General features: G+C 69.8%; 11 protein-coding genes. 2 read left to right on the top strand and 9 right to left on the bottom strand.

Translation table 11 applies throughout. The features are described 5' to 3' along the window. Positions 1-650: 650 nt before the first annotated feature. Positions 651-1,694 (top strand): tryptophan--tRNA ligase, encoded by a 1,044-nt coding sequence (gene trpS, locus ACFY5C_RS41050; RefSeq protein ID WP_389455172.1) that lies wholly within the window; start codon positions 651-653, stop codon positions 1,692-1,694. 41 nt (positions 1,695-1,735) lie between these two features. Here the strand turns inward: trpS and proC are convergent, their stop codons facing one another. The 6 genes from proC to ACFY5C_RS41020 form a co-directional block, all read right to left on the bottom strand. Further along, positions 1,736-2,548 (bottom strand): pyrroline-5-carboxylate reductase, encoded by an 813-nt coding sequence (proC, locus tag ACFY5C_RS41045; RefSeq protein ID WP_328880102.1) that lies wholly within the window; start codon positions 2,546-2,548, stop codon positions 1,736-1,738. Between the two features lie 120 nt (positions 2,549-2,668). Continuing rightward, positions 2,669-3,457 (bottom strand): ABC transporter permease, encoded by a 789-nt coding sequence (locus ACFY5C_RS41040; RefSeq protein ID WP_389455170.1) that lies wholly within the window; start codon positions 3,455-3,457, stop codon positions 2,669-2,671. Then, positions 3,454-4,257, bottom strand: a complete 804-nt coding sequence (locus tag ACFY5C_RS41035; RefSeq protein WP_389455168.1) for an ABC transporter ATP-binding protein — start codon at positions 4,255-4,257, stop codon at positions 3,454-3,456. Before ACFY5C_RS41035 ends, ACFY5C_RS41040 begins: the two co-directional genes overlap by 4 nt. 346 nt (positions 4,258-4,603) lie before the next feature. After that, positions 4,604-5,374 (bottom strand): class I SAM-dependent methyltransferase, encoded by a 771-nt coding sequence (locus ACFY5C_RS41030; protein ID WP_389455166.1) that lies wholly within the window; start codon positions 5,372-5,374, stop codon positions 4,604-4,606. Between the two features lie 118 nt (positions 5,375-5,492). Continuing rightward, positions 5,493-5,996, bottom strand: a complete 504-nt coding sequence (locus ACFY5C_RS41025) for an EamA/RhaT family transporter (RefSeq protein WP_389455164.1) — start codon at positions 5,994-5,996, stop codon at positions 5,493-5,495. A 134-nt stretch (positions 5,997-6,130) separates the two neighbouring features. Continuing rightward, positions 6,131-6,463: an SH3 domain-containing protein gene (locus tag ACFY5C_RS41020; protein WP_389455162.1), complete on the bottom strand. Its 333-nt coding sequence runs from the start codon at positions 6,461-6,463 to the stop codon at positions 6,131-6,133. 181 nt (positions 6,464-6,644) lie between these two features. On the opposite strand from ACFY5C_RS41020, the gene ACFY5C_RS41015 reads away from it, so the two are divergent. Then, positions 6,645-8,780 carry a serine/threonine-protein kinase gene (locus tag ACFY5C_RS41015; protein WP_389455160.1) on the top strand — a complete coding sequence of 712 codons (2,136 nt, stop codon included), beginning with the start codon at positions 6,645-6,647 and terminating at the stop codon, positions 8,778-8,780. 86 nt (positions 8,781-8,866) lie between these two features. Here the strand turns inward: ACFY5C_RS41015 and ilvD are convergent, their stop codons facing one another. From ilvD to ACFY5C_RS41000, 3 genes are all read right to left on the bottom strand, one after another. Beyond that, the gene (ilvD, locus tag ACFY5C_RS41010) at positions 8,867-10,720 is read right to left on the bottom strand and encodes a dihydroxy-acid dehydratase (RefSeq protein ID WP_389455158.1); all 1,854 of its coding nucleotides are present in this window, start codon (positions 10,718-10,720) and stop codon (positions 8,867-8,869) included. 162 nt (positions 10,721-10,882) lie between these two features. Then, positions 10,883-11,509, bottom strand: coding sequence for a TetR family transcriptional regulator (locus tag ACFY5C_RS41005; protein WP_389455156.1), 627 nt, complete (start codon positions 11,507-11,509; stop codon positions 10,883-10,885). Beyond that, positions 11,506-12,330, bottom strand: coding sequence for a sugar phosphate isomerase/epimerase family protein (locus ACFY5C_RS41000; protein ID WP_369272671.1), 825 nt, complete (start codon positions 12,328-12,330; stop codon positions 11,506-11,508). The genes ACFY5C_RS41005 and ACFY5C_RS41000 overlap by 4 nt, the downstream gene beginning before the upstream one ends. Between the last annotated feature and the right edge of the window lie 313 nt (positions 12,331-12,643).

Genomic DNA, 12,643 nt, shown 5'->3' with positions numbered 1-12,643 from the left:
TTTGTACTCACCCTCTCGGGCTTTCCTCCGGGCGCTTCCCTTCGGTCTTGCGTTTCCGACTCTATCAGATCTTTTTCTCGATCCGATTTCCTCGGCGCTTTCCAGGTTCCCGCTCTCGCGTTTCCCTTTCCGGCGTTTCCGACTCTATCAGATCCTTTCGGGCCTGACTTCCAGTCAGAGGGGTTTGTCTTCCCGGCCGTTGGGCCGTTCCGACGAGTGAGACTTTAGCGGATTCCTCGCTCCCGAGCTAATCGGGGGCTGCGTTCTGTCGAACGCGGATTCCTCATTCCGTAAATACACACGCCAATGAAACGACGGCAGACAGATCGACTGTCGTCGAATAGTTGTTGGTACTTGCGGAGTGGCTGTCCGGGGACCGACCGGAGTCGGCGCTCACGTCGGACAACTCGGAGAACAGTACGGATCGGCCCTGGGCGTGTCAACTTCCCTCCTGACGGCACCCTCGGGGCGTACTCTGGGACGCATGACGACGCGTACGTGCACCCAGCTGTGGTGGGCCGCCTGACGGCGGCCTGAGTCACGTATGCACTCAACGGCCGCCGCCTCGGCGGCCGTTCTCGTTTCTCCCTCCAGAGCTCCAGAGGGTCGGCCGCCCGGGACGGCGGCCTCGACCAGGAGGTGGAGAAAAGATGACGCGGGTCTTCAGTGGGGTCAAGCCGACCGGGCATCTGACGCTGGGGAACTACCTGGGTGCCATGCGGCGGTGGGCTGCCGTCGATCAGCACCAGGCCGACGCGCTGTTCTGCATCGTCGATCTGCACGCGCTGACCGTGGACCACGATCCGGCGCGGGTACGCAGGCTGAGTCGGCAGGCGGCGACGTTGTTGCTGGCGGCGGGGCTGGATCCTGAGCTGTGCACCGTCTTCGTACAGAGTCATGTGGATGAGCACGCGCGGTTGTCGTATCTGTTGGAGTGCGTGGCCACGGACGGCGAGATGCGGCGGATGATCCAGTACAAGGAGAAGGCCGCGCGGGAGCGGGAGCGGGGCGGGAGTGTGCGGCTGTCGCTGCTGACGTATCCCGTGCTGATGGCGGCGGACATCCTGGCGTACGAGACCGATCAGGTACCGGTCGGGGACGACCAGACGCAGCATGTGGAGCTCGCGCGGGATCTCGCGGTGCGGTTCAACCAGCGGTACGGGCACACGTTCGTGGTGCCTCGGGCCACGCCACCGCAGGTCGCGGCTCGGGTGATGAACCTGCAGGATCCGACGTCGAAGATGGGCAAGAGCGACGATTCCGGGCCGGGGATCGTCTATCTGCTCGATGAACCGGATGTGGTGCGGAAGAAGGTCATGCGGGCCGTGACCGACAGCGGGCGCGAGGTCGTGTACGACCGGGCCGCTCAGCCGGGGGTGGCGAATCTCCTGGAGATCTTCGCGGCCTGTACGGGTGGGAACCCTTCGGAGCTGAGCGGTGTATATGAATCGTACGGAGCTTTGAAGTCAGCCACCGCGGAGGCTGTGGTCGAGGTCCTCAGGCCCGTGCAGGAGAGGCACAGGGAGCTCTGCGCGGATCCTGGCTATGTGGAGGGGGTGCTGCGGGATGGTGCGGAGCGGGCTCGGGCGATGGCCCGGCCGGTCGTGGATGCCGCCTATCGCGCGATCGGGTTGCTGCCGACGACTGCAGCTACGGCTGCGACAGCGGCTGCCGATATCGGGGTGACTGTTTAGAAGGTGCGCTGGGCCGCCCCCGGTGCGGGGCGGCCGGCGCGTCAGGCGTTGTTTCCGGAGGCCAGCTCGCGGCTGCGGTCGCGTGCTGCTTCGAGGGCGGCGATGAGGGCGGCTCGCACGCCGTGGCTCTCGAGTTCGCGGATTGCGTTGATGGTGGTGCCGGCGGGGGACGTCACGTTCTCGCGGAGCTTGACGGGGTGTTCGCCGCTGTCGCGGAGCATCGTCGCCGCACCGATCGCGGACTGCACGATCAGGTCGTGCGCCTTGTCCCTGGGCAGGCCGAGAAGGATGCCGGCGTCGGTCATGGCTTCGACCAGGTAGAAGAAGTACGCCGGGCCGGAGCCGGAGAGGGCGGTGCAGGCGTCCTGCTGGGACTCGGGGACGCGCAGCGTCTTACCCACGGAGCCGAAGATCTCCTCGGCGTGGGCGAGGTCGGCTTCGCTGGCGTGGCTGCCGGCGGAGATGACGGACATCGCCTCGTCGACGAGGGCGGGGGTGTTCGTCATGACGCGGACGACCGGGGTGCCGGCAGCGAGGCGGGACTCGAAGAAGGAGGTGGGGATGCCTGCGGCTCCGCTGATGACCAGCCGGTCGGCGGGGACGTGGGGGGCGAGTTCGTCGAGGAGGGTGCCCATGTCCTGCGGCTTGACCGTGAGGATCAGGGTGTCGGCGGTCTTGGCGGCTTCCGCGTTGGTGACCGGGGTGACTCCGTGGCGGGCGCGGAGTTCTTCGGCTCGTTCCGCGCGGCGGGCCGTCACCAGGAGGTCGGCCGGGGCCCAGCCGCCACGGATCATTCCGCTGAGCAGGGCTTCGCCGATCTTGCCGGTGCCGAGGACTGCGACTTTCTGGGTCATTGGCTGGGGTGCCCTCCGGAGGTTGCGTTGTCCGGGTTCATCCTCCCACCAGGGGCACCTGTCGAGGTGCCGAGTCCAGTGGGCGGACGGGGCTGGGCGGACCGGGCTGGGCCCCGGCGGTCATGCCGTCCTGCGCCGCAGGGTCGCCGCTCCCAGGCCCAGGACCAGCAGGGCACAGCCCGCCACGATCAGGGCGTCGCGTACGAAGGTGGCGGTCATGTCGGTGTGTTTGAGGACCTCGTTCATGCCGTCGACCGCGTAGGACATGGGGAGGACGTTGGAGATGGCCTCGAGGGCGGGGTGCATGTTGTCGCGGGGCGTGAAGAGGCCGCAGAGGAGGAGTTGGGGGAAGATCACGGCCGGCATGAACTGGACGGCCTGGAATTCGGAGGCCGCGAATGCCGAGACGAAGAGACCGAGCGCGGTGCCGAGCAGTGCGTCGAGCAGCGCCACGAGCAGGAGCAGCCAGGGGCTGCCTGTGACGTCGAGGCCGAGGAACCAGAGGGCGAGTCCGGTCGCCAGGGCGGACTGGATGATCGCCAGGGTGCCGAAGGCGAGGGCGTAGCCGGCGATCAGGTCGCCCTTGCCGAGGGGCATGGCGAGGAGGCGTTCGAGGGTCCCCGAGGTGCGTTCGCGCAGGGTGGCGATGGAGGTGACCAGGAACATCGTGATCAGCGGGAAGATCCCGAGTAGGGAGGCGCCGATGTTGTCGAAGGTGCGCGGGCTGCCGTCGAAGACGTAGCGCAGCAGGAACAGCATCACGCAGGGGATGAGGACCAGCAGCGCGATGGTGCGCGGGTCGTGGCGGAGCTGGCGCAGGACCCGGGCGGCTGTTGCGGTCGTGCGGGCGAGGCTCAGGGCTCCAGTGGGCGCCGGCCGGAGCGGGGTGGTGCTCGTCGTCGTGGTCATCGCGTGGTCTCCTTCGCGCGGGCGGCCGCGGTCGCCTCGTCGACCAGGTGCAGGAAGGCCGCCTCGACCGTTTCGGAGTGCGTACGGGTGCGCAGGGCGTCCGGGGTGTCGTCGGCGAGGATCTGGCCCTCGCGCATCAGAAGGAGGCGGTGACAGCGCTCGGCCTCGTCCATGACGTGGGAGGAGATGAGAAGGGTGGCGTTGCGCGAGGCCGCGATGTCGTGGAAGAGGCTCCACAGGTCGCGGCGCAGGACCGGGTCCAGGCCGACCGTCGGTTCGTCCAGGACGAGGAGTTCGGGTGTGCCGAGGAGGGCGACTGCGAGGGAGACGCGGCTGCGCTGGCCGCCGGAGAGGTTGCCGGCCAGGGAGTCGGCGTGGCTGGTGAGTTCGACGTCGGCGATGGCACGGGTGACGTTCTCGTGGCGCCGGTCGGTTGCCGCGTGGCCCGGGTCGAGGATCGCGGCGAAGTAGGCGAGGTTCTGGCGGATGGTCAGGTCGTCGTAGACAGAGGGAGCTTGGGTGACATAGCCGATGCGAGTACGCAGGGCGGGGTGGCCTGCGGGGCTGCCGAGCACGTCGAGGGTGCCGGTGACCTTGGCCTGGGTGCCGACGATCGCCCTCATGAGGGTGGTCTTGCCACAGCCGGACGGGCCGAGCAGGCCGGTGATCTGGCCGCGGGGGACGGTGAAATCGAGGTCGCGGAGGACCTGACGGGCGCCGCGGACGACGTTCAGGGCCTCCGCTCGGATTGCGGGGATGTCGGGTGGTGGGTCGGATCGGGCGGACGAGTAATTCATCATGTGATGAATAATCCTCCGCCCGGGGTGGTGGCGTCAAGCGCCGGGGCGGGCCGGCACTCGGGGGAATGGGTAGCGCGTGCGTGGGCGTGGCGATGCGTGTGGAGCGGGTTGAGAGGGGCGGGTACCCGCGGGTGAACGGGACGACTGCCCGTCGGGGAATGGGATTGCCCGCGTGCGCAGGGGCGGGGCACATAGGTCGCCCGCCCACGCCGGATCGGGGGCGGGGGGCGGTTGGAGGGCTGTGGCCGACGGTCGCTGGTCTTTGGTCGCTGGTCTGTGGTTTTGGTCCTTGGTCCTTGGTCTCCGGTCTCCGGTCTTTGGTCTTTGGTCTTTGGTCGCGAGGGGGTCAGGAGGTGGTGGCGACGAGGAGGTCGACGTCGTAGGTCTCTTCGATGATTCCGTCCGGGAAGGTGTCGAGGAGGAGATGCTTTTCCTCGGTGAGGAAGGCGGTGCTCGCTTCCGTGCCGTGGACCAGGAAGAGCGAGTGGCTGCCGAGGTTCGCCAGGTGCGTGTCGATGGGGATGCGGCGGCTCCAGCGAACCTTGCGGCCGGTGAAGTCGAGCCGCCCGGTGGGGTCGGACAGGGCGGCTCGGGCGCCGCTGCCGTTCTGCTCGACGACGGGGTGCGTGCCGAAGCGACGCTCGATGCGGACTGCCTGTGCGGCGTGCCAGGGGATGTCGAGCGGGGTGGTGTTCCACCACAGGGCGAGTGCGCCGCCGGGGCGCAGTACGCGGAGGGCCTCCGGCACGGCATGGCTGGGGTCGGTCCAGTGCCAGGCCTGGGCATAGGTGAGGAAGTCGGCGGAGGCTGTGGCCAGGGGGAGGGCGTTGCCGTTGCCGCGGACGATCGGTAGGTCCGGGTGGATGCGGCGGAACTGGGCCGCCATGCCCTCGCCGGGCTCGACGGCCAGTACGGCGGCGCCGCGCCGGTGCAGGAGCTCGGTGGCGATGCCGGTGCCGGCGCCCACATCCACGACGCGCGCGCCGGTGAGGGAGTGGCCGGCGAGCTCTTCGATCGCGTCGAAGAGGGCGGGTGGGTAGGAGGGGCGGTTCGCGGAGTACTGGGCTGCGGCCGCGTTGAAGGAACGGGCGCGGTCAGCGTGGGAAGGGGCCGTCATACGGCCATGGTGGCCTCGGTCGGTGCGAGGGGCACCGAGTTTCCGCGAGGGGGCAGGCTGCACGCCTCGCGCAGCGACGGGTGGAGGGTGGTCGGAGGTGGAGGTGCTGGTCCCCCCGCTACCCGCGGCGGCGCTTCTTGGCTGGGTTGCCCGTGCGGCGGGTGGTGCGGTTCTGGTGTTGCTCGCGGGCCGTCTCGTATTCCTCGCGGTGGAGTTTCTCGCCGGGGGCCTCGGTGAGGGAGCGGAAGAAGTAGGCGAGGAGGGAGCCGACGAAGCCGATGGTCAGCAGGCCGCGGAGGGAAGCCTGGCGGTCGGGGTCGGGGCGCTTGGTGAAGCCGTCCCAGGTGTGGCGGAAGGCGAGGGCGCTGCAGACCGCGAACATCACGACCATCAGAAGGGTCACGAAGCTGCCGATGTCGGCGATCGCGAGGCCCTGGTACGCGAGGCGCAGCACCAGGCACGAGGCGGCCGCGGTGGCAAGGGCGCCGGCGGACACCGCGATGCGGCGGGCGGTATAGCCGTTGTCGCGGTCGACCCAGGTCGTGCCGAAGAAGCGCAGTGGCTCGGGGCGGGGGCCCGTGGAGCCCGCGGGGGTGTCCGGGGTGCCGTTCGTCTCGCTCACGCGTCGATTATGGCTCCGGCCTGGCCGCAGGCTCCGTACGGGTTCCGCATACCGGGAACTGTGGTGATCGGGATCAGCATGGACGGGCGCAGCCGCCGCTTCCTGTCCTCACCGGCACACGCGGCGCCGGTCGGTCACGACGAGCAGCGGGGGCGGACGTAGCCGTCGCTGCCTGTCCTGACGTAGGCGTCCGAGACGTACTCGCCGCTGGCGATGCTGTCCCAGATGTTCGTCGTGCCGTACGGGCCGGTCACGCTCGTACCCGGCGTCTGGCAGTAGATCGCGACCCGGATTCCTTCGGACAGGACCTTGATGATCGGGTAGCTGGTGCCGGGGCCGCTGCGGACGTTGAGACGGACGCCCGGCGCGACCGGGTAGTAGGGCACGGCCGCGGCCGCCATCGTGACGGCCGCATCCGCGGCCGTCTCCTCGCCGCCGTCCAGCACTTCGACACGGTCAACAGACATGAGACTTCCCCCCGTTGATCCCCATGACCGTCATGGGGTCCCGTTGATTCCCCTAAATCACGCCATGAAACAGAAGTTCACAACTCGAACGCGGAGACTAGCAAGCCGCCTCTGCCTCGCACGAGTCATCGACTAGGCTCCGTGCGTCGCGCGCGCGGACGAACAGCACGGGGGTGGTCCCATGGCGCCACAGCAGAACGCCGGAGCGGGCGCGGAAGCGGAACTTCCCGAGTACGCCGGTCACTACCGTCTGGATTCCCACCTGGGTGCCGGCGGCATGGGCGTCGTACATCTGGCGCGCAGCACGTCGGGCATGCAGCTCGCCGTGAAGGTCGTGCATGCCGAGTTCGCGAAGGATCCCGAGTTCAGGGGGCGGTTCCGGCAGGAGGTGGGGGCGGCTCGCAGGGTGAGCGGTGCCTTCACCGCGCCGGTGGTGGACGCCGATCCGGAGGCCGAACGGCCCTGGATGGCCACGCTGTTCATCCCCGGACCGACCCTTTCCGACCAGGTGAAGCGGAACGGGCCGATGGCGCCGGCGCAGTTGCGGCAGCTGATGGCCGGGCTGGCGGAGGCGCTGCGTGACATCCACCGGGTCGGTGTGGTGCACCGGGACCTGAAACCGAGCAATGTGCTGCTCGCCGAGGACGGGCCGAAGGTCATCGACTTCGGCATCTCTCGGCCAAAGGACAGCGAACTGCGGACCGAGACCGGGAAGTTGATCGGCACGCCGCCGTTCATGGCGCCGGAGCAGTTCCGGCGGCCGCGGGAGGTCGGGCCGGCCGCCGACATCTTCGCGCTGGGGTCCGTGATGGTGCACGCGGCCACGGGACGAGGGCCGTTCGACTCCGACAGTCCGTACGTCGTCGCCTACCAGGTCGTCCATGACGAGCCGGACCTGACCGGCGTACCGGAGAATCTCGCGCCGCTCATCGGGCGGTGTCTCGCCAAGGAGCCCGAGGACCGTCCCACGCCGGACGAGTTGATGCGGGAGCTGCGGTCGGTGGCTGCCTCGTACGACACGCAGGCGTTCATACCTGCGCAGCGCACGAGTGATTCGCCCGAGCCGCAGCGGGGTTCCGCGGAGCCGGAGCCAGGGCCGGCGTCGGCGCCTGCACCGGCGTCGACGAGAGGGCGCCTGCTCAAGCGGGCAGCGCTCGTGGCCGTGGCCCTGACCCTTGTCGTCGCCGGCGGAGTCGCCGCTGTGCAGCTGATGGACGACGGCACCGCAGCGCGCCCGAGCGGGCACGGGAGCGACAAAGCATCGCCCGCCCCGGCACGGTTCGGGCCCTGGGCCGTCAAGCCTGCGCCGCAGGGGAAAGGCCTGCCCAGGTGCACGTACGAAAGACCCAGATTGCTGTGTACACAACCGGGGCTGATCAGCTCACTCGATCCCACGGACGGCACCGTGCTGTGGCGGCATGACCTGGACAAGGGCGATTCCCCCGGAGGCCCGCCGGCTCTCTCCGGTGGGCTGGCGCATGTGCTGACGCATGCCGGCCGGCGTCTGGAGGCGCTCGATCCCGCGACGGGCAAGGCGCGGTGGCAGCTGGACGTCTCCGCGTACCGGGGCTTCCGGTACGCGGGCGGCATGCTGCTGCTGAGCGGTGCGGACGGGCAGATGACCGGCGTCGACAGCGCGTCCGGCGAGACCAAGTGGTCGCGGGGGGTCCCGGGGCTGAGCGAGGCGTACGTCGTCTCGTTCCCGAAGAGCCCGTGGGTTCTCGTGTCGAGTACGTCCGTCGAAGGGGACCGGACGCGAGTCGTCGCAGTCGATCCGCGTACGGGCGATGTCCGCTGGGACGTACGGCTCGACGGCGACCTGACTCCCGTCGGGATCACCGGCAGCGATGTGTTCTTCCTGGCGAGCGGCGGGGACTACGGCGAGGCGAAGGCCGTGGTCCGCTACAGCCCGGAGTCCGGGACGACGCGGCGCGTGGACTTGCCCGTGCCGGTCGCCCAGGCGCAGGCCGGTGTGCACGCAGGGGTGGTCTGTCTACTGGGCACCGGCGGGTCACTGGTGGCGGTCGACACGCGCGCGGGCAAGCAGCTGTGGTCGCTGGAGACAACCGTGAGCCAAGGCTCGGCACCCGTCTCGGACGGTCGGCGCGTGTACTTCACCGCCGCTGACGGACGGCTGCTGGCCGTCGACGCCGCCGAGGGCAGGCTTCTCGGCCAGACGCGCCCACGCCTCAGCACGAACTCCGCGGAGGCCACAGCCGCGCTGCCCCCGCCTGGCCTGGGCGACGGCGGCATCTACGCCACCGCCCCCGACGGCACCGTCTTCGCTGTGGACGCTCGGACCCCGTCCGCCTGGTGACGGCAGAGGGGCCGCCTCCGCAGAGACGGCCCCTCAGGGAGCCCTCGTAGTACCCGCCTGCCCCTCAGGGGCACTTTTGGCGGGGCTCAGCCCAGCTTGGACACGTCACGCACCGCGCCCTTGTCCGCGCTGGTCGCCATCGCCGCGTACGCCCGCAACGCCGCCGACACCTTGCGGTCGCGGTTCTTCGGAGCGTACGCACCGTTCAACGCCTGCTCCCGGCGGGCGAGTTCCGCATCGTCGACCAGCAACTCGATCGAGCGGTTCGGGATGTCGATGCGGATCCGGTCGCCGTCCTCGACCAGGGCGATCGTGCCACCGGACGCGGCCTCCGGCGAGGCGTGGCCGATGGACAGGCCGGACGTGCCGCCGGAGAAGCGGCCGTCGGTGATCAGGGCGCAGGTCTTGCCGAGGCCGCGGCCCTTGAGGAAGGACGTCGGGTAGAGCATCTCCTGCATGCCGGGCCCGCCCTTGGGGCCCTCGTAGCGGATGACGACGACGTCGCCGTCCGTCACCTGCTTGTTGAGGATCTTCTCGACGGCCTCTTCCTGCGACTCGCAGACGACCGCCGGCCCCTCGAAGGTCCAGATGGACTCGTCCACACCCGCGGTCTTGACCACGCACCCGTCGACGGCGAGGTTGCCCTTCAGGACCGCCAGGCCGCCGTCCTTGGAGTACGCGTGCTCGGCGCTGCGGATGCAGCCGCCCTCGGCGTCCTCGTCGAGCGCCTCCCAGCGCTCGGACTGCGAGAAGGCCTCCGCCGACCGGACACAGCCCGGTGCCGCGTGCCACAGCTCGACCGCCTTCGGCGAGGGCGAGCCACCGCGCACGTCCCAGGTCTTCAGCCAGTCCGACAGGGACGGGCTGTGGACGGCGTGCACGTCCTCGTTGAGCAGGCCGGCGCGGTGCAGCTCGCCGAGCAGGGCCGGGATACCGCCGGCGCGGTGGACGTCCTCCATGTAGTACGTGCGGTCCTTGGCGACGTTCGGCGCGACCTTCGCCAGGCAGGGAACCCGGCGGCTGACCTCGTTGATCTGCTCCAGCCCGAACGGGACGCCCGCCTCCTGGGCGGCGGCCAGCAGGTGCAGGATCGTGTTGGTCGAGCCGCCCATCGCGATGTCGAGGGCCATGGCGTTCTCGAAGGCCGCGAAGGTGGCGACGTTGCGCGGGAGGACCGTCTCGTCGTCCTGCTCGTAGTAGCGGCGGGTGATGTCCATGACCGTGCGGGCCGCGTCCTCGTACAGGGCCTTACGGGCCGTGTGCGTGGCGAGCACCGAGCCGTTGCCGGGCAGGGACAGGCCGATGGCCTCGGTCAGGCAGTTCATCGAGTTGGCGGTGAACATGCCGGAACAGGAACCGCAGGTCGGACAGGCGTTCTCCTCGATACGGAGGATGTCCTCGTCCGAGATCTTGTCGTTCACGGCGTCGGAGATCGCGTCGACCAGGTCGAGCGTACGGACCGTGCCGTCGACCAGCGTGGCGCGGCCGGACTCCATGGGGCCACCGGAGACGAAGACCGTGGGGATGTTGAGCCGCAGGGCGGCGTTCAGCATGCCCGGGGTGATCTTGTCGCAGTTGGAGATGCAGATGAGGGCGTCGGCGCAGTGCGCCTCGACCATGTACTCCACGCTGTCCGCGATGAGGTCGCGGGACGGCAGGGAGTAGAGCATCCCGCCGTGCCCCATCGCGATGCCGTCGTCGACGGCGATGGTGTTGAACTCGCGCGGGATGCCGCCGGCCTCCCTGATCGCCTCGCTGACGATCCGGCCGACCGGCTGGAGGTGCGTGTGACCGGGCACGAACTCGGTGAAGCTGTTCGCCACTGCGATGATCGGCTTCCGGCCGATGTCCGCACCGGGTACACCGGAGGCGCGCATAAGGGCGCGGGCGCCCGCCATGTTGCGGCCGTGGGTGACTGTGCGGGACCTCAGCTCGGGCATCGTCGCTCGCTCCTTCAGGGACAGCAGAGACTGCGATCAGAGACTTCTGACTGCTAACGAGCGTACGCCGCTCATCCAGAGGGCGGGACGAGGTGTCCGAAATGCGGGACGCATGTCTCGCGAAGCAGCCACCTGCGTCTCGCGCAAACGCCACCCGCCACTTCACCGACCGGTGAGATGCCCCTGCACGACGGGCGCCACGCGCGCGATGATCTGCTCCACGTCCGCAGAGGCGATCGGCTCGATCTTGATCACGTACCGCATCATCGCGACGCCGACCAGCTGCGCTGCGGCGAGCTCGGCGCGCAGCTCGGCGTCCGGGGAGTCGATCTCACCGGCGATGCGCCGCAGCAGCTGGGCGGAGACGAGCCGCCGGAACACGGCTGCGGCGGCCTCGTTGTTGACCGCCGACCGGACGATGGCGAGCAGCGGCTTGCGGGACACCGGGTTCTCCCAGAGCCCGAAGATGACGCGGGTCATACGCTCCCCCACATCGTCGAGGGGCCCTTCGAGCACCACGTCCCGCACCTTCAGAGCGGGCGCGAAGGCGACCTCCACCGACGCCTCGAAGACCTGCTCCTTGGTGCCGAAGTAGTGGTGCACGAGCGCCGAGTCCACGCCGGCCGCTTTCGCGATGCCGCGCACGGACGTCTTCTCGTAGCCCCGCTCGGAGAACTCCTCGCGGGCCGCGTTCAGGATGCGGTCGCGGGTGTCCGCGGATTCCGTACGAGGGGGCCGGCCCCGGCGTCGGGAGCCCACCCCGCCCTGGCCCGAGGTGATGCCGGTCACGGCCGGGACACCTTCATCGCCGAGGCCAGATGCAGGCGCGTGAAGGCGAGGGCCTCGGCGAGGTCGGCTTCGCGTTCGGCACTGGACATCGCGCGGCGGGTGTTGACCTCGATGACGACGTGACCGTCGAAGCCGGTCAGGGCGAGCCGCTCCAGCACCTCGGCGCAGGGCTGGGTGCCGCGGCCGGGGACGAGGTGCTCGTCCTTCGCCGAACCTCTGCCGTCGGCGAGGTGGACGTGGCCGAGCCGGTCGCCCATGCGGTCGATCATCTGGAGCGCGTCGCTCCGGGCGGTCGCCGTATGGCTGAGATCGATCGTGAAGTGCCGGTAGTCGTCCTTCGTCACGTCCCAGTCGGGGGCGTACGCGAGCATCTCGCGGTCGCGGTAGCGCCAGGGGTACATGTTCTCGACGGCGAACCGCACATCTGTCTCGTTCGCCATCCGCCAGATCCCCTCGACGAAGTCGCGGGCGTACTGGCGCTGCCAGCGGAACGGGGGGTGTACGACGACGGTGCTCGCCCCCAGCTTCTCGGCGGCCGCCTGGGCTCGCTGGAGCTTGGTCCACGGGTCGGTGGACCACACGCGCTGCGTGATCAGCAGACACGGGGCGTGGACGGCGAGGATCGGGATGCGGTGGTAGTCGCTCAGCCTCCGCAGTGCCTCCATGTCCTGGCTGACCGGGTCGGTCCACACCATGACCTCGACGCCGTCGTACCCGAGGCGCGCGGCGATCTCGAAGGCCGTCGCCGTCGACTCCGGATACACCGAGGCCGTCGACAGAGCGACCTTCGCATCCGGGATGCGCACCACTGGTTCTGCCACGGGGACAGCGTACGGGGCGGCGCTGGGCGTCGGGGAACTGGTGGGGGCGGGGCCTCCGGGAGGGGTTGCAACCGGCCATGGGTGCGAACTGGGGGTTTGGCCGGGGGATGGACTCGGGGGGTGTGGCGGGGTTCACGCCGGGCGGCCGGTTCGTTCGGGGGCGGGCGTCGGCGTGGGCCGGGTCTGGTTTCCGCGGGGTGCGGCCCGCAGCATCGGCTTCCTCGCCCCCGCCGCCCCTACCCGTCCCACCTCCAGGGGCTCCGCCCCTTCGACCCCGCCAGGGGGCTGCGCCCCCTGGACCCCCATCGGCCTG

It is taken from the genome of Streptomyces sp. NPDC012935 (assembly GCF_042900345.1).
Classification (GTDB): Bacteria; Actinomycetota; Actinomycetes; order Streptomycetales; family Streptomycetaceae; genus Streptomyces.
The sequence above is the reverse complement of the archived record's forward strand: the minus strand, read 5'-3'. Positions and strand labels throughout refer to the sequence as shown.